Origin of the sequence: Staphylococcus sp. T93 (assembly GCF_016743875.1) — a bacterium.
Taxonomy (GTDB): Bacteria; Bacillota; Bacilli; order Staphylococcales; family Staphylococcaceae; genus Staphylococcus; species Staphylococcus aureus.
In genome coordinates, this window is record NZ_CP068247.1 from 1,749,906 (window position 1) to 1,766,990 (window position 17,085).

Sequence of the window (17,085 nt, forward strand, 5' to 3'; positions counted from 1 at the left end):
AAACACTTTTTCATTGTAATGTTATTCTTCTCGAGACATACCTTTTAGCATATTAAGCATGTATGTTAAACTACGGTTCATGTCGTCATCTTTCAATACGCCCAATAGACTTCTTATAGTTGTCTTAGCATTTGGACTCGCTTGATTGGCAACGTGTAATCCTTTATTAACTTTATTTAGGAAGTCGCTTAAATCTGATACATTGAGTTCACCTAATAAAAATACCATTGAAGCCATATTAGATAATAGCCCTGTATAAATATCTTTATTAAGTTCAACTGCAAATTTATTTATGATGACTTGACGTCCTCGAATTGCACCATTTAAAGCATCTAATAGTTTTGCATCATCTAATGTTTTAATAAGCTTGATTGCTTTTAATATACTATCTTTATTCGCTGCAATTGCCTCTGTAACTTCATTTAAACTTTCTAACTTAATTTGTTCTTCTGATTTTTCTAAGCGTCTAATTTTAGAAGATATTCTCTCAGCCATTATTTATCCACCTGATTTCCCGGGAAAACATAATCTGAACGTTCCCATTTTTTCTGTACTTGAACACTGTACTGCGGTTGACGTTTTTTATTGACACGGAAATTATTAGGGTTCAACGGTGACTTACCACGTTTCGTAATTACCTCCAAACGACAGCTAGTACGTTTATAAGATGGTGTATCCGTGTATTGATCAACATCACTATTAGTTAATAAGTTAATTGCACCTAGATCTCCATTTTCCATCGCATCATTATTTAATGGAATATAGATTTCTTTACCTTTAACACGATCTGTCACGTGAACTTGTAATACCGCTTCTCCTGTTTCAGAAATCAGCTTAACTTCTGCACCTTCATGAATGCCTCTATCTTCAGCAAGCTCTGGAGAAATTTCAACAAATGCACGTGGCACTTTGTATTTAATCATTGGTGTTTGATAAGTCATATTACCTTCATGGAAGTGCTCTAACAATCGACCATTGTTTACATGAATATCATAAATTTCATCTTGCTTAAAGTAATTATCAAATGATAATGGGAATAATTTTGCTTTACCATTATCAAAATTGAATCCTTCTAAGTATAGAATAGGCTCATCAGTACCATCAGGTTGTACTGGCCATTGTAAACTATTGAATCCTTCTAAACGATCATAACTTACCCCAGCATATAGAGGTGTTAAGCGTGCTACTTCATCCATAATTTCACTAGGATGCTTGTAATTCCAATCAAATCCTAATCTATTAGCAATTGCTTGGAAAATTTTCCAGTCAGGTTTTGAATCACCAAGAGGTTCTAATGCTTGGTATAAACGTTGAATACGACGTTCGGTATTTGTAAAAGTACCGTCTTTTTCAAGTGAAGGACTTGCTGGCAATACAACATCTGCGTATGTTGCTGTGAATGTTAAAAATTCATCTTGGACTACCATGAAATCTAATTTTTCAAACGCAGCTTGTACAAAATTAATATTTGAATCCACAATACCCGTATCTTCACCATATAAGTACAATGAGTGTACTTCTCCGTCATGTATACCTTCTACCATTTCATGATTATCTTTACCAGCTTTTGGATTCAATTTAACGCCATATTCTTTTTCAAATTTAGCGCGAATATCATCCGCTTCAATACTTTGATAACCAGTAATCTTATCAGGCATACTTCCCATATCACTACATCCTTGAACATTATTATGTCCACGTAATGGATACGCACCAGTACCAGGACGACGATAATTACCTGTTACTAATAATAAGTTTGAAATCGCTGTACTTGAGTCACTACCAATGTCTTGTTGTGTAATACCCATTGCCCAACAAATTACAACAGATTCAGCTTTAGCACATTCTTCAGCAAATTTAATCAATTCTGATTCAGGAATACCTGTTGCTTCTTCAGCAAAAGCCATTGTAAATGTTTCTAATGATTTGTAATATTCATCAAAATCATCTACCCACTCATCAATAAATGCTTTATCGTGTAAATCATGATCAATAATATACTTAGTCACTGCACTTAACCACGCTAAATCCGTACCTGGTTTAGGTTGATAAAAACGATCCGCACGTTCTGCCATTTCATGTTTTCTAATATCAAATACATGTATTTTTTGACCAAATAATTTTTGTGCACGTTTCATGCGTGATGCGATAACTGGATGAGCTTCGGCTGTATTAGTACCTATCAATACAGACATTGCCGCTTTTTCTAAATCTTCAATACTACCTGAGTCACCGCCGTGTCCAACCGTTCTAAATAAGCCTTTTGTTGCAGGTGCTTGGCAATATCTTGAACAGTTATCAACGTTATTTGTGCCAATAACTTGTCTTGCTAATTTTTGCATTAAATACGATTCTTCATTCGTCGCTTTAGAAGAAGAAATGAATGATAGTGCATCTGGGCCATGCTTTTCTTTAATAGCTGTAAAATTATCTGCAATGACGTTTAAAGCTTCATCCCATTCTACTTCATGGAACTCACCATTTTTCCTTACTAGTGGTTTAGTTAATCGTTGATCTGAATTAATATGTCCCCATGAAAACTTACCTTTAACACAAGTCGCAATTTTATTTGCTGGAGAATCATGTGATGGTTGTACTTTTAAAATTTCTCTATCTTTAGTCCAAACTTCAAATGAACAACCCACACCACAATAAGTACACACTGTTTTAGTTTTCTTAATACGCTCTTTACGCATTTCTGCTTCTGAATCTGAGATTGCAAATAGTGGACCATAACCAGGTTCTGCTTTTTTAGTTAAATCAATCATTGCTGCTAATGAACCAGGTTCCGTATCAGTCATATAACCCGCATTACCTTCCATATTCACTTCCATCATGGCATTACATGGACATACCGTCGCACATTGACCACAAGATACACATGAAGACTCATTAATCGGTACATCATTATCCCAAATAACACGTGGATGTTCACGATCCCAATCAATTCTAATAGTTTCATTCACTTCGATATCTTGACATGCTTCTACACAACGCCCACATAAGATACATTGATTTGGATCATAACGATAAAATGGGCCGTAATCTTTTTCGTATGGCTTCTCTTTATATTCATACGTTTGATGCTGAAGCCCCCATGCATCCATCGTATTATGAATTTCACAATCACCATTATTATAATCACATACTGTACAATACAGCATATGCTTTTCTAAAATTCGATCAAGCGCTTCTTTTTGAGCATCTTTCACATCATTGTTCACAGTATTTACAGTCATTGGACGATCAATCACCGTACTACATGAACGTTCAATTTTACCGTCAATCTCAACAGTACATGTATCACATGTTTGAATTGGTCCCATCGACTCGTTATAACAAATTGAAGGTACAAAAGTATCTTGTGATTTAATAAATTCAAGTAAATTCGTACCTGGTTCTACAAGATAATCTTTTCCATCAAGTGTAACCACCAAATGTTCTTGCATATTACTCACCCCGTCTATATATATTTTCCGTAAATGACTTTTAATAAATTGCTCATATCCACCTAAAATAACGATGCCCCACACATCTTTCAGATAGAATTAATTTAATTGTATTACTTTATGTACTAGTTGTTAAGTAAAATTTTGTATTTTGCCTTTTTACAATCATTTTTATTTGAAATATTTTGCGCGAAATTAAATCATCTTTTTGTTTAATTGAAAATAATTATCATTATTAGTTTTCCAATTATCTGTTTCACGCTTTTTGCCATATCTTTCACAACCTTATTAATGACAATATTTAATAATCACCTCACCTAAAAATCGTTATACTATTTATAAATACCCTTTTTCTGAAAATTAATAACCCAAGTTTGATAAATATCTACTATCATTTAGAAGGTAATATTTATCTTTAAATTAAATTTGTAATGGATTAATTTATAAAAATCAAATCAGGCATTAAATAAAATAGCCCATAAATACAAAGTGTTATCACCTTCTATTTACGGGCTATTAGTTCTATTCGTTATTCTATTTACAGATCATTCTATCTAATTAATTTGTGTACAATTTTGATAACTTATTTTCCCTTAGTTTACTACTCTAGATTATCTTTTAATAACTTAGTACTTTCAGCTTTTGACTGCTCACTAGGAATGAAGTAGTACAATCCGTCACTTTGAATGCCGCCTTGACCACTCAATTGATGTTTATTAATCGTGTCATTAGCATCTTTATAATTGCTTCTAATCGTATTCAAATCACCTAATGTTAAATCTGTTTTAACATTATTTTGAATTTCATTCATTAGACTATTAAAATGTGTAATCGATGATGGGCTTGCAATCTTATTGGCCATCGCTTCAAGCACAATTTGCTGACGTTGTTGTCGACCAAAGTCACCACCAGCACCTTCTTCTTTACGACTTCTAATAAACTTCAATGCTTGATCACCATTTACATGTGTCTGCTGTCCTTTTGTAAAACGAACACCATCAACAGTGAATGTATCATTACTTACTACATCAACACCGCCGATGCTATCTATCATATTATGCAAACCATCCATATCGATTGTCGCATAATGATCAATTGGCACATTCATTAATTTTTCAAGTGATTTAACAGCCATATTTGGTCCACCATATGCATAGGCATGTGCAATTTTTTCAGTAGTACCACGGCCAACAATTTCCGCTCTTGTATCACGCGGTATACTTACTATTTCAGTTTTCTTCGTTTTAGGGTTGATAGATAAAATCATAATACTATCACTACGCTCTCCGCCACCCTTTTTCTTACGATCAGCATCTGAATCGACACCAAATAAAGCGATTGTGAATGGATCACCATCGTTTAAACTCACTTTTTTATCTCTTAATTCTGAATGATTGCGATCTAACGGATTGTGTATCTTATTACCAGTAATAAAAATTTTAGCAGCTACATACACAACAGCTACAATCGCTAAGATTACTAAAATACCGAATACCCATAAAAATATTTTTTTCGGTAGGCTCATTTTACTTTTAGACGAACGTTTCAATCCCACCACTCCTTTACTATTCCTTACATACTTTGTCTGTTTTCTCTATTTATTATATAGTAAAATAATTTTTTTACTATACTTCTGTAGACGTATAACTATTTTTTATCATTTTTTATCTCTAGAGAATATCTATCTGTATTTTTGATAACCACCATTTGCATTTAAAATTTTAAGTACCGTTTCATGACATGCTTTATTACTTATAATAAAAGGTGCACCCTTTAAATGATCAATTGCCTTACCATCTAAAGTCGTCATTTTTAGATTCAATAGTTCTGCAAATAAAAACTGTGCAGCAATGTCCCAAGGTTTAGGATTTGTATTAATATGTGCCCCAAATTGACCTTTTGCCACTCGCATAGAATCTAATCCGCAAGCACCAACTAAACGATAACTAAATGAGGCGTCAAATAAATCTTGCACCGTATCTAGATTCATCACTTGTGCATTAAACGATATAATAGCGTCTTCCAATTTTAACGATGGTGGTTCTTCCATCTTAATTCCATTACAAAAAGCACCTTCTCCTCGTATTGCTTTATAAAGCTTTTTATGCGGATAATCATATACGTACGATAACATTGGTTTACCTTCATAAAAATACGCCAATATAATACAATAATCTTCTTGCTGTTTTACTAAATTGGCAGTTCCATCAATGGGATCCATAATCCATAAATGATTAATTTCATTCGTAATCATTTCATTACTTTTTTCTTCCGCTAATAGTTGGTGTTCCGGAAAATGTGTTGCTAAAAATTGTTGGAATTGTTGTTGAATCTGTTTATCTACATTTGTAACTAAATCAAATCGATGACGCTTAGTTTCTGTAGTCATTTCCATAATTAATTGCGGAATAACATTGTCTATTTGTTTCAACCACGAACATATTAACTTATCTATTTGCTGTAATGTTTTATCTGTCATTTCGTCCACCACTTCTCATATCATTATCATTTTATTATTACCCTATATTAAAAGAATCAACAATACAACTGAAGACTTCTTCATTTTATGCATAAAAAAATCGGCTAGTCACGTGCTAGCCGACAAATAGAAAGGAAAGTAAGTAATAAATATTGAAGATGTTGTGATGTAACTTGAACGATTAAAAGCTATCTGTTATATAGCTCTACCCCTTTGTTTAATCGCTCCCCCTGTTACAAGTAATATCATAGCACAATCTTTTTTAAAATGTAAGCGTTTTCCACAAAATTTTTACGATTTTTTTAAAAAGATATTGAAAATGTCCTCATTGTCACTCTTATGTTATACTTTGTGTAATATATCATCTTTTAGGAGGTGGCTGTCATGAATAAAGCTGAAAGGCAAAATTTAATAATTACTGCAATTCAACAAAATAAAAAAATGACCGCTTTAGAATTAGCTAAATATTGCAACGTATCCAAACGCACAATTTTAAGAGATATTGATGATTTAGAAAATCAAGGTGTTAAAATTTATGCGCATTATGGGAAAAATGGTGGTTACCAAATACAACAAGCACAATCTAAAATTGCATTAAACTTATCTGAAACACAATTATCAGCCTTATTTTTAGTGCTTAATGAAAGTCAGTCGTACTCGACATTACCATATAAAAGCGAAATCAACGCAATTATAAAACAATGTTTAAGTCTTCCACAAACACGCTTAAGAAAATTGCTTAAACGCATGGACTTTTATATTAAATTTGATGACACACAACATATGACACTCCCAATGCTGTTTTCCGACATTTTAATTTATTGTACAGAACGAAATGTGATGTTAGTAGATCATAGGGTTGATGATAATATTAAAGCTGAAAACGTTATATTTATTGGCCTTTTGTGTAAACATGGACATTGGCATGCAGTCATTTATGACATTGCTCAAGACAAAACTGCCGAACTCGAAATTGAAAATATTATAGATATTTCGTATTCATTCGGTAAGACGATTCAAACCAGAGACATATCCATTGATAACTATCATCAATTTTTAAACCCCATCGATTCCTAAAAAACAGCAGTAAGATGATTTTCAATTAGAAAATATCTTGCTGCTGTTCTCTATTTATACAATACTTCGTATTGAATGGCTTCGCTTTCCTAGGGTGCCGTCTCAGCCTTGGTCTTCGACTGGCACTGCTCCCTCAGGAGTCTCGCCATTAATACTACGTATTAACATGTAATTTTACTTTGAAATACTTAAAAAAATAAAACACTTTGCCCAACTTACACTACCAATAGAAACTGCTGTTAGAATTCCTCAAAATGATATTTCGCGATATGTTAATGAAATTGTTAAAAAGATAGCTGATAGCGAATTCGATGAATTCAGACATCATCGTGGCGCAACATCCTATCATCTAAAAATGATGTTAAAAATCACCTCATATTCATATACTCAATCTGAATTTTCTGGCCGTAGAATAGAAAAATTACTTCATAACAGTATTCGAATGATGTGGTTAGCTCAAGATCAAACACCTTCTTATAAAACTATTAATCTTTTTAGAGTGAATCCTAATACTGATGCGCTAATTGAATCTTTATTTATTCAGTTTCATAATAAAATGCATATCAAAAAAGCTGATTTCTATCAAATAATTAATAGAAATCAGCTTTTTTCATTGCCTAAAAACTTAATGTCCCGACCTCTTTATCTACGCATAAATACTTATTACTGATATAACGAAAGAAACAAAATTATTTGCTATATGTAATGCAATTGTTGAACCTAGGTTTCTTCCAGATTTTAAATAAGTGAAAACTAATATGATGGATAGTATGAGATATGGACCAAACTCAAACGGCGACTTTGCATCAGTCACATGAATAAATGCAAATAAGAACACCGAAACAATACTCATAGCTATAAAATTAAACTTCTTACCTAATTCTCCAATTAAAATATGTCTAAATACGATTTCTTCAACTATTGGACCTACAATCACAATTAATAAGAATGCTACAGGTAAAAATGCAGGCACTTCAAACATTTTATTTAGCTCAAGTTCATTGGCTGTTTCACTATATTGCAAATGTTTAGGTAGAAACTGTGTCATATATTCATATGTATAAATTAAGATGAGAGCAATAATATACGTTATTGACAATCTAAGCCAATATTTTTTGATATACGCAAAACCAGCTCGAAGCCTTGATGGCATCACTTTTAAATGAAATAAATAAAATGCGCCAATCCCAATCGTATATGCTAAAGCTTGTGTGATAGTCGCTACAAATATCAGATTACTATCGATTTCATAATAACCAAACAAAATTGGTCCTATGTAAGCTGCAATTGTGAGTGCATAAAATATAACACCTATAATTGGAATTATAAGCAAATCTCTCCATGCTATATCTTTAAACGTGTATTTCTTTTTTTCATTTTCCACTGTTATATCCTTTCCTGTTTAATAATTGATTTTTGGAGGTACTTCTACATGATAAACGAAACTAAGTATATGAGACAACAAATTACTAATTTGATTCAAATCATTGATACGATTAAATATAATACTTTAATGACAGATTGGAACATTCAAACGCATATTTATAAATTTAACCAAATAGTTACTAATGAATTGAATAAGTTCAAAGGCTTTGAAACATCATATATAATAAACGAAAATCAAGTTTCCTATTATGAAATTATAACACTACTTAATAAACGTCCCCTCCGACAAGTCGACTATGGTAACAAAATTCAATATCTTAATTTTTATCATACAGAACTATCTAACGCATTATTTGCAATTAAATTTGCCCATTAACCTATTTTTCATAAAATGTCATTTAAACAAGTTATTTATTAAAATTCACTTTATTACATAAATTATACAATTAAAAAGTTTCTTCAAATTGTAAAGATGCATTAATCGAGTTATAATCATAATGATTAAGATGGTAGATTTAGTCTTATATAACTACATTTACTAAGATTTAAATAGATGAGTACATAATGTATAAATTGGGAATATACAGTATGACTTACGGTAATATATCAATATATTGATATATTATTTGCACATGGGAGTATGCTATTTTTTATCTATACATCTTAAAAAAATTTACAGTTTTACAATTCAATATCATTAAACAAACAACATATTCAGCTTATTTTTCATTCTCTTACGTTACAAGTTGTAAATACCATCGCGTTAAACAACAATAGCCAACGCTAATAAAATATATTGCGTTAAAGTGGAGTGATTAATATGTCAAACGTACTAACAGAAATAGATAGTCAATATCCATATATGACTAAAAATGAAAAAAAGATAGCTAAATTTATACTAAATTCACCTCAAAAGGTGATTAAAATGAGGTCTCAAGACTTAGCAAGCTTATTAGATATTAGTACATCATCAGTCATTCGATTCAGCAAGAAAATTACTGATGGCGGTTTTCACGACTTGAAAATAAATATATCTAAATATGTTCCTAAAGCATCATCAATTTACAATGTTGAATTAATGAATAACGAAAGCACAGAATCTTTAAGAACTAAACTCCATACACGTACTACACGCGCACTTAATCATGCAAATAACGAATTAAATGATAAAACTATTGATCAAATATGTCATTGTTTAAAACGTTCTGAGACGATTTTTATATATGGTTTTGGCGCATCTTTTGTAGTTGCTACCGACTTATACCAAAAGTTATCAAGAATAGGTCTTAATATTCAACTTGTTCAAGAAACACATATTTTTGCTACATTATTAGCAACTCACAATTCGAACGACAGTGTTATTCTTATTACTAACAATGGTACGCAAAGTGAAATGCAATCAATGGTTAAAGTTATTGATGACTACCATATACCTATAATTACAATTACTAGTACAAGGGATAATCCCGTAGCACAGGCATCAAATATTGTTTTAACTTATGGGAAAACTGATGAAAATGAGATGCATATGGGAGCAACAACTTCATTATTTGCTCAAATGTTCACTATTGATATTTTATATTATCGTTATGTTGCATTAAATTATCACGCATCATTAGATTTCATAACACAATCTAAAATGGCTTTAGATAACTATCGTAAACATTTATCAAATATTAACTTTAAACATTAACAGTCTTATATAAATTCTTTAATCATGTCATATAATAATTTATGCATCATTTTCAAAGCTTACATGTCTTTTATCTTGTATAACATACGCATATGACCAATGATTTGATAAGGCCATTCAATTTCTTATATTAAAAACAAACGCAGTTGATTAACGGATTCATTCCATATATCAATTGCGTTTGTTATTTTAATAATGCTATTTTTTATTTTAAAGCCCACAGTAAAAACTAACGATAATATTGCCACTTATAAGTTTTTCACACTACAACTTCGATTTAAGCTATATTTATAAAAAAATGCGCCTACTCATAACATTCTTTGGCTATTTAACTTTAATAAGCTAGGGCCAAGTTTGTCATAAGATAAGCGCACATTATAATCATACTATTTTGCTTTTACATTATTTTTATTATATCTAATAAAATAATAAATCGTTACAATCGTTAAGAAGATGACACCAATAAGCACTGATATTCTAGTTTCAACATTAAATACCATACCAACCAATACTAATATTAAGAATAAGATTGTTAAATAGTTAGTTACTGCGCCACCAGGCATTTTGAATGGGTGACCTTCCAATTCTTCAGGGTGTAATTTTCTAAAACGTAAATGACTGAATAAAATCATAAACCAAGGAATCATACCTGGTAAAATAGACGCACTATAAACGTATACGAAAATACTCTTCGCTCCATCGATATATAAAGGTAAAATTACGTTTAATAAAGCACCAATTAAAATACCAAGAGATACTGCTACAACAGTGTACAATGGTACACCATTTCTCATGATTTTAGTAAATATTTTCGGCATTTCACCTTTATGAGCAAGTGTATAAATCATACGACTCGCACTGAAAATACCTGAGTTACATCCTGACATTGCTGCAGTTAATACAACAAAGTTAATTAATCCAGCTGCAAATGTAATACCGATTTTAGCAAATGTTGCAACAAACGGACTTCCAATGTCTCCTAATTGATTCCAAGGATACACTGAAACAATAACAAAAATAGCGCCTAAATAGAAAATTAAAATTCTCCAGATAACACCATTCACTGCTTTAACGATATTTTTCTGAGGATCTTTAGTTTCACCTGCCGTAATACCTATCAGTTCCACACCTTGGTATGAACCAATTACAATTGATAATGCAAAGAAGAAACCAACAATACCATTTGGCATAAATCCGCCATTTGTCCATAGATTAGAAATACCTACCGCATGGCCACCATTTCCAAAACCAAAGAAAATAAGACCAAAACCAGCAATAATCATTAAAATAATTGTTACAACTTTAATTAAAGCAAACCAAAATTCAAATTCTCCAAACGCTTTTACCGAGAATAAATTCGCTGCCATTAATAATAAAATAGCAATAACACCAGGAATCCAAGTTGGCAATTCCGGGAACCAAAACTTCATATATTCTCCTACTGCGATGACCTCACTCATACCAACTACAATCCATTGGAATATATTACTCCATGCTGTCATATAACCTGCTGCAGGATGTATATAATCACTTGCAAATGTTGCAAATGATCCTGTTGTAGGGTTTAAATAAATCATTTCCCCCATTGCTCTCATGATTAAAAATAAAAAGATACCCGCAATTAAATATGCAAGGATAACTGATGGGCCTGTCCATTTAATTGTACTTGTCGCACCCATGAAAAGCCCCACGCCAATCGTACCACCAAGTGCAATCATTTGAATTTGACGGGCACTCAATCCCCTTTGTAGTTCATTGTTCTCCATAACTTCTTACCCCATCTCTGATTGATACTAAATAAATCCATAAAAAAACTTATTGCCGTAATTATACTATAAATTATCGATTTTGGTACATTAATATTTGCATACCATGCAATCGTTTACAGAACTACTATAGCAGGCTTTTGCAACTTTGCAAACAATTATTTTGTGATTTTTCTAAAAAATTAAAAAAGTTGCTCAAGTACCGTTGAGTCACATACAACTTCAGCTATTCTTGGTAATTATGATATAATTTTAATAATATTAAAAAGGAGTATATCAATGTTAAAACAAATACTGCTACGTGCTACAAAAATATCGGTACTCTTTGCTGTAGCATTTTTCATCATAAATTATATCGGTATGGAAAAACCTGACATCCTATATTTAGTTGGAAGAACTATTATTGCAACACTTGCTTTCATACTCATTTGTCTTACAGTATTTACTATTATTAATTCTCCAGAGCGCAAGATTAAACTCGGTACGACTTTACCGATTGCATTAATTATTGGTATCATTTTCGGCGCCATATTTTTAACGGTACAAATCGGTGTCATCACTGGGTTAATCATCGGTGTGATTGCTACGTTTATTTGGGAATTGATTGAAAAAAATAAAGGAGGTCGTTCATCATGACAACAGCATTAATTGGTGTAATTGTATTAATCTTACTAATTATTAGCTTTGTGCCAAACTACCGTGCTATGAAATCAGCAAAAGAACAAGGAAGTAATGCAACAAGAGCTACAATTATGGTAGGCATAGATATTATCTTAATTGTACTTATCATCGTGACGTTATTATTAAAATATATGTAACTATTTAAACCACCCTATCTCATACATAAACATGAACGTTCTACCATTTCACATACATATGGTCGTCCATTTAATGAGGTAAGGTGGTTTTCTCGTTAAAGTTTACCTTGTAATAGTAAAAAATAGCCAATTGTTGCGAGTATTAAGTAAATCATTGAACCAACAACAAAAGATCTTACTTGCACGCGAAATGGTGTCTGTTTGTTAAATATAGGACCAATCACCAAATTTCCAACGCCTAAAATTACTGGACCAGCTAGAAAAAACAATATAATGTAACCCATCATGATACGCCTCCTATTTCGTAAAGAAACGCGCTACAATTTGATCGTAATCAATATCTTTTGCTACATAATCTACATTAGAAAAGTCCTGTGCGCTTGTCATTTTATTCGTATTAACAATAACATCTAATCCAGCTGCAATCGCGGCTGTTGCACCATTTACAGAATCTTCAATAGCCAAACATTGTGTCGGCATATAATTTAATTGTTGTACTGCAGATAAATATAATTCAGGGTCAGGTTTAACTTGTTCAACATCTTCTCTACCAACAACTACCTCTATATAATCGTCTAGACCTAATGCTTTAAAGGTGGGCATTATTTCCGCTTTCACACTACTTGTGGCAATTGCCATAGGAATGTGACGTTGCTTTAAAAATGCCATCAATGATTTAATCGTATCAATCATCGGTAATGTTGTACTAGTAAGATGATGTTCTTCATAAAGTTTATCTTTATTTTCCGAACCAATCGCTTTAATTAAATGGTCATGCAAATCTGTAGCTGCTCCTCCAATAGAAGAACGATAAAAATCAATGCTTATAGGATCGGCATTATGCATCTCTAAATGTTTATTAATAACATTAAATAAATGTTGTTCCGTATCTATTATTGTTCCATCGAAATCAAATATAACTGCTCTATACATATATTTACTCCTCTATTTTTTCTCTTTATCAAAGCTTAACATAGTCCGATGACCACTTCATTCTATTAGTGCAATTATAACTTTTTTGACCAATACTTTGCTAAAATAGGCCCTGTTATATTATGAATGAAACTAAACACTGCGCCTGGTACTGCTGCAATTGGATTAAAATGCAATGCTGCTAATGACACAGCTAAACCAGAGTTCTGCATTCCAACTTCAATACTGACTGCTTTTTGATCTTGTCGATCTAATTTTAAAAGACGAGCTAACCAATATCCAATCGTATACCCTAATACGTTATGTAAAATAACTACTAAAAATATTAATAATCCTGTAGTTAAGATTTGGTGCTTACTGCCACCTACAACTATTGCTAAAATTAATGAAATAGCAACAACTGATATAATTGGCAAAGCTGTAGAAGCTTTTTCAGCAATTTTACGATTAATAATTTGCAAAACAATACCTAAAGCAATTGGAATTAATACAACTTGAACAACTGACCACAACATACTCACGAAAGATACTTCCAACCATTCATTTGCAAATAGATATATTAACGCAGGTGTAACGAATGGCGCTAGCAACGTAGAGACCGTCGTAATAGAAACAGAAAGTGCTACGTTAGCTTTGGCTAAATAACTCATTACATTACTTGATGTCCCACCCGGACAACATCCAACTAATATTACGCCAACAGCAATATCAGGTGGTAAATGAAAAGACTTTGCAATTATAAATGCTAATGTGGGCATAATACTGAATTGTAGACAGACACCAATAATTACTGCTCTAGGTGCTTTAAAGACCATTTTGAAATCATTAGGTGTAATTGTTAATCCCATACCTAACATAACAATACCAAGTAAATAAGGTACCCATTTACCTAATGTCGCAACATGTTGTGGGAAAATAAATCCAATAACAGCTGCTACTAACATCCATACCAAAAAACTCTTCGTGGCAAATATACTCAATTTTTGAAACATTGTTAACACATCCTCGTCGATAATATTGAAAAATATTACCATAAGACCAGTAAGGTTACAATTACTTTTCTGAAAATTAAGATTATTTAGTCATTCTCTTCTTATTGCAAATATTTTATCACTGATAAACAATTATTTTAAACTTCATTCAAAAGTCTTAGTGAATAAAGAAAAAAGCGTGGTAAAATCAACTTGAACAAAATTAAGTCACCTTTATAAATATTAAACGTGTATTTAATGCCATGTATTCCTCGGGAGGTCCTCACATGTTAATTGATAAATTCGAAACATACATCATCAACATCGCCGGTTTAAATGACCGTACTACTAGAAAAAAATTAAGTAAGTTATGCAAAAGTGTACAATTTTGTGATGCGTTGCAATTCTCAATAAACAAACAGTTTAATCAGTATGTATTAGAAATTAGCTTACCAAAGCAACAACTTCCATACTTCATTTCATTTTTAAGTTTTCATCAGTATAGTATTTTCCAAGTACTTTCACCAAAGAAAATAAATGAATTACTTGATTCTGATAATTTATATCAATCTGCAAAGCGTTTCGATATCAATATTGATGGCTTGCAAGATGCTTTCATTAAAGACAAAGTCATCGATATTATGAATATGTTCCAAAATCACACTGATATCACTTATACGTTGAATAAGTCTCATGCACATATTATATGTACGCCAGAAATATTTGCTAAATTGTTACATACGATTGCAACTAGAAATATCGACATTCTATCTGCCAATTATAGATCGTCATCTATGAGCAAAGCTCGTATATCATAATAAAAGACACATCTATACGATGATCATTTACAATGATTGCGTATAGTGATGTGTCTTTTTTTGTATTATTTATCTTCGGACGATTGATCCTCAACCATTTGTTCAAATGCTTCACGAACTTGTGGTACTGTCATACCTACTACAACTTGGATACTCTTACCACTCTTTACTAATCCGTGTGCCATTTGTTGATGCGTGAAATATTCCGTATCTGCAACTTTACTTTCATCATAAACAGTTAAGCGTAATCTTGTTGTACAGTTAGTAACATCTTTGATATTTTCTTTGCCGCCTAAACCGTCGAGGTAATATGCAGCTTTGTCTTCGTATTCATTACCAGATGAAGCACGTTTAGAATCTACGCTATCACCTTTTTTATTTTTGTAATCTTGCTTAGAAAATAATTTAACTTCCTCTTCTGTTTTCTTACGTCCAGGTAATGGAATATCAAATTTCAAAATTAAGAATCTGAATAAGAAGAAGTAAATCGCTACAAATATCAGACCGATAATAACTTGTGCAACATAAGTACCCCAATGTTCTTTACCTAATGGCAACCAGTTTGTTGAAATAAAGTCTAACAAGCCACCACCCATGTTACCTACAACACCAAATGCGTACATTAAAGTATCCATTGATGCTGCTAAAACTGCGTGTAAAACAAATAAGTATGGTGCGATGAATAAGAATGTAAACTCTAATGGCTCAGTAATACCTACAACGACTGCTGTTAATGTGGCAGGAATAAGTAGTGCCGCCACCTTTTTACGATTTTCTTTAGGTGTCGTAGCATACATTGCTAAAGCAATACCTAAACATCCAAATACTTTCCCATTTCCTTGAAGCATAAAGCCATAAGGGAATTGCTCTTTTAATGGCTTAGTACTCTTAGCAAACTCATTTAAATGTTGTAACCATTCAGCTTTCAAGCCGTGATTGACTACTACTGGTCCAACTTCAATTGGTGCATAAATAAAGTGATGTAATCCTGTTGGTATTAATACACGTTCTAAGAAGTGATACAACCATACACCGATATAGCCTGAAGCAATGATAAAGTGTTGCATTGAACCAATACCGTGCTGAACAGTTGGCCAAATAACACAAGTAATTGCTGCTAATGGTAACATCACAAAAAATGAAATCGTAACTACAAATGTTAAACCTTGGAATACACCAACCATTTCTGGTAATCGTTTACTATAGTATCTATTGTGAATCCAAGTAATAATAGCTGAAATAATAATACCACCTAGAATATTCGTATCCAATGTGGCAATACCTGCAATTGATTTTAAACCAGGTACATTTTCAACGCCTTTTTCTAAATTAGCGCCAAACGTATGTGGCCATTGTGTTAAAATGGCATTTATAAATGTATTAAACATTAAGTAACCCATCAATGCTGCAAGTGCTGCATGACCTGGTGCTTTTTTAGCTAAAGAAAGTGGTAGACCTACAACAAATACAACTTCCATATGCGTAAAAATAACCCAGCCACCAGATTCTATTACTGACCAAAATTTAAACCAAAACGTATGTTGATCTGCTAAACTCCCCATGATTGTAGGATTTTTAAATAATGTCGCAAAGCCAAGCACTATCCCAAAGAAAGCGAACATTAATACCGGTACAATCATTGCACTACCGAAACGCTTTATCGCATTCATCTTCTATTCCCTCCATATCATCTTT

Annotated in this window: 16 protein-coding genes and 1 pseudogene; 7 read left to right on the forward strand and 10 right to left on the reverse strand. The window is 32.2% G+C overall.

Annotated elements, in window-relative coordinates:
* Positions 1 to 21: 21 nt before the first annotated feature.
* The 4 genes from JG553_RS08725 to JG553_RS08740 all read right to left on the reverse strand — a co-directional run bounded on the left by JG553_RS08725 (position 22) and on the right by JG553_RS08740 (position 5,928).
* Positions 22 to 495, reverse strand: a complete 474-nt coding sequence (locus JG553_RS08725; protein ID WP_000840811.1) for a helical membrane plugin domain-containing protein — start codon at positions 493 to 495, stop codon at positions 22 to 24.
* Positions 495 to 3,449 carry a formate dehydrogenase subunit alpha gene (fdhF, locus tag JG553_RS08730; protein WP_001155264.1) on the reverse strand — a complete coding sequence of 985 codons (2,955 nt, stop codon included), beginning with the start codon at positions 3,447 to 3,449 and terminating at the stop codon, positions 495 to 497. The genes JG553_RS08725 and fdhF overlap by 1 nt, the downstream gene beginning before the upstream one ends.
* A gap of 601 nt (positions 3,450 to 4,050) precedes the next feature.
* Positions 4,051 to 4,998, reverse strand: coding sequence for an LCP family glycopolymer transferase (locus JG553_RS08735; protein ID WP_000831055.1), 948 nt, complete (start codon positions 4,996 to 4,998; stop codon positions 4,051 to 4,053).
* A gap of 132 nt (positions 4,999 to 5,130) precedes the next feature.
* Complete coding sequence (locus tag JG553_RS08740; protein ID WP_000130454.1) at positions 5,131 to 5,928, reverse strand: inositol monophosphatase family protein; 798 nt, start codon at positions 5,926 to 5,928, stop codon at positions 5,131 to 5,133.
* A 384-nt stretch (positions 5,929 to 6,312) separates the two neighbouring features.
* Here JG553_RS08740 and JG553_RS08745 point away from each other — a divergent pair, with 384 nt between their 5' ends.
* Both JG553_RS08745 and JG553_RS08750 read left to right on the forward strand, forming a co-directional pair.
* Complete coding sequence (locus JG553_RS08745; protein WP_001030125.1) at positions 6,313 to 7,005, forward strand: helix-turn-helix transcriptional regulator; 693 nt, start codon at positions 6,313 to 6,315, stop codon at positions 7,003 to 7,005.
* Between the two features lie 196 nt (positions 7,006 to 7,201).
* A pseudogene (locus tag JG553_RS08750) lies at positions 7,202 to 7,561 on the forward strand (transposase); the annotation flags it as partial.
* A 90-nt stretch (positions 7,562 to 7,651) separates the two neighbouring features.
* Here the strand turns inward: JG553_RS08750 and sdpB are convergent.
* Entirely contained in the window at positions 7,652 to 8,389 is a 738-nt protein-coding gene (gene sdpB / locus JG553_RS08755) for a CPBP family intramembrane glutamic endopeptidase SdpB (protein ID WP_000426696.1), read from the reverse strand.
* 48 nt (positions 8,390 to 8,437) lie between these two features.
* On the opposite strand from sdpB, the gene JG553_RS08760 reads away from it, so the two are divergent.
* Together JG553_RS08760 and rpiRc are read left to right on the forward strand one after the other, a co-directional pair.
* Positions 8,438 to 8,767, forward strand: coding sequence for a hypothetical protein (locus JG553_RS08760; protein ID WP_000606726.1), 330 nt, complete (start codon positions 8,438 to 8,440; stop codon positions 8,765 to 8,767).
* A 444-nt stretch (positions 8,768 to 9,211) separates the two neighbouring features.
* Entirely contained in the window at positions 9,212 to 10,084 is an 873-nt protein-coding gene (gene rpiRc, locus JG553_RS08765; RefSeq protein ID WP_000073195.1) for a pentose phosphate pathway transcriptional regulator RpiRC, read from the forward strand.
* A gap of 386 nt (positions 10,085 to 10,470) precedes the next feature.
* On the opposite strand, the gene JG553_RS08770 is transcribed toward rpiRc, so the two are convergent.
* Positions 10,471 to 11,850: an amino acid permease gene (locus tag JG553_RS08770; RefSeq protein ID WP_000429674.1), complete on the reverse strand. Its 1,380-nt coding sequence runs from the start codon at positions 11,848 to 11,850 to the stop codon at positions 10,471 to 10,473.
* Positions 11,851 to 12,129: 279 nt separating this feature from the next.
* On the opposite strand from JG553_RS08770, the gene JG553_RS08775 reads away from it, so the two are divergent.
* Positions 12,130 to 12,486 (forward strand): hypothetical protein, encoded by a 357-nt coding sequence (locus JG553_RS08775; protein WP_000917664.1) that lies wholly within the window; start codon positions 12,130 to 12,132, stop codon positions 12,484 to 12,486.
* Positions 12,483 to 12,668, forward strand: a complete 186-nt coding sequence (locus JG553_RS08780; protein ID WP_000205307.1) for a hypothetical protein — start codon at positions 12,483 to 12,485, stop codon at positions 12,666 to 12,668. The genes JG553_RS08775 and JG553_RS08780 overlap by 4 nt, the downstream gene beginning before the upstream one ends.
* A gap of 95 nt (positions 12,669 to 12,763) precedes the next feature.
* Here the strand turns inward: JG553_RS08780 and JG553_RS08785 are convergent, their stop codons facing one another.
* The 3 genes from JG553_RS08785 to JG553_RS08795 all read right to left on the reverse strand — a co-directional run bounded on the left by JG553_RS08785 (position 12,764) and on the right by JG553_RS08795 (position 14,593).
* Positions 12,764 to 12,955 carry a hypothetical protein gene (locus JG553_RS08785; RefSeq protein WP_000971980.1) on the reverse strand — a complete coding sequence of 64 codons (192 nt, stop codon included), beginning with the start codon at positions 12,953 to 12,955 and terminating at the stop codon, positions 12,764 to 12,766.
* 10 nt (positions 12,956 to 12,965) lie between these two features.
* The gene (locus JG553_RS08790) at positions 12,966 to 13,601 is read right to left on the reverse strand and encodes an HAD family hydrolase (protein ID WP_000285450.1); all 636 of its coding nucleotides are present in this window, start codon (positions 13,599 to 13,601) and stop codon (positions 12,966 to 12,968) included.
* A gap of 74 nt (positions 13,602 to 13,675) precedes the next feature.
* The gene (locus JG553_RS08795; RefSeq protein WP_000486816.1) at positions 13,676 to 14,593 is read right to left on the reverse strand and encodes a bile acid:sodium symporter family protein; all 918 of its coding nucleotides are present in this window, start codon (positions 14,591 to 14,593) and stop codon (positions 13,676 to 13,678) included.
* 266 nt (positions 14,594 to 14,859) lie between these two features.
* Between JG553_RS08795 and JG553_RS08800 the strand changes: the two genes are divergently transcribed.
* On the forward strand, positions 14,860 to 15,390 hold the full coding sequence (locus JG553_RS08800; RefSeq protein WP_000904065.1) for a hypothetical protein: 531 nt from the start codon (positions 14,860 to 14,862) through the stop codon (positions 15,388 to 15,390).
* 65 nt (positions 15,391 to 15,455) lie between these two features.
* Here the strand turns inward: JG553_RS08800 and JG553_RS08805 are convergent, their stop codons facing one another.
* On the reverse strand, positions 15,456 to 17,060 hold the full coding sequence (locus JG553_RS08805; protein ID WP_000991502.1) for an alpha-glucoside-specific PTS transporter subunit IIBC: 1,605 nt from the start codon (positions 17,058 to 17,060) through the stop codon (positions 15,456 to 15,458).
* Between the last annotated feature and the right edge of the window lie 25 nt (positions 17,061 to 17,085).

What these genes read in the sequence shown, in the direction of transcription:
- JG553_RS08775 (WP_000917664.1), top strand. Translation starts at nt 12,130, where the DNA reads ATGTTAAAACAAATACTGCTACGTGCTACAAAAATATCGGTACTCTTT.
- JG553_RS08745 (WP_001030125.1), top strand. Translation starts at nt 6,313, where the DNA reads ATGAATAAAGCTGAAAGGCAAAATTTAATAATTACTGCAATTCAACAA.
- JG553_RS08770 (WP_000429674.1), bottom strand. Translation starts at nt 11,850, where the DNA reads ATGGAGAACAATGAACTACAAAGGGGATTGAGTGCCCGTCAAATTCAA.
- JG553_RS08790 (WP_000285450.1), bottom strand. Translation starts at nt 13,601, where the DNA reads ATGTATAGAGCAGTTATATTTGATTTCGATGGAACAATAATAGATACG.
- JG553_RS08760 (WP_000606726.1), top strand. Translation starts at nt 8,438, where the DNA reads ATGATAAACGAAACTAAGTATATGAGACAACAAATTACTAATTTGATT.
- JG553_RS08800 (WP_000904065.1), top strand. Translation starts at nt 14,860, where the DNA reads ATGTTAATTGATAAATTCGAAACATACATCATCAACATCGCCGGTTTA.
- JG553_RS08795 (WP_000486816.1), bottom strand. Translation starts at nt 14,593, where the DNA reads ATGTTTCAAAAATTGAGTATATTTGCCACGAAGAGTTTTTTGGTATGG.
- JG553_RS08740 (WP_000130454.1), bottom strand. Translation starts at nt 5,928, where the DNA reads ATGACAGATAAAACATTACAGCAAATAGATAAGTTAATATGTTCGTGG.
- JG553_RS08785 (WP_000971980.1), bottom strand. Translation starts at nt 12,955, where the DNA reads ATGATGGGTTACATTATATTGTTTTTTCTAGCTGGTCCAGTAATTTTA.
- JG553_RS08725 (WP_000840811.1), bottom strand. Translation starts at nt 495, where the DNA reads ATGGCTGAGAGAATATCTTCTAAAATTAGACGCTTAGAAAAATCAGAA.
- fdhF (WP_001155264.1), bottom strand. Translation starts at nt 3,449, where the DNA reads ATGCAAGAACATTTGGTGGTTACACTTGATGGAAAAGATTATCTTGTA.
- rpiRc (WP_000073195.1), top strand. Translation starts at nt 9,212, where the DNA reads ATGTCAAACGTACTAACAGAAATAGATAGTCAATATCCATATATGACT.
- JG553_RS08780 (WP_000205307.1), top strand. Translation starts at nt 12,483, where the DNA reads ATGACAACAGCATTAATTGGTGTAATTGTATTAATCTTACTAATTATT.
- JG553_RS08805 (WP_000991502.1), bottom strand. Translation starts at nt 17,060, where the DNA reads ATGAATGCGATAAAGCGTTTCGGTAGTGCAATGATTGTACCGGTATTA.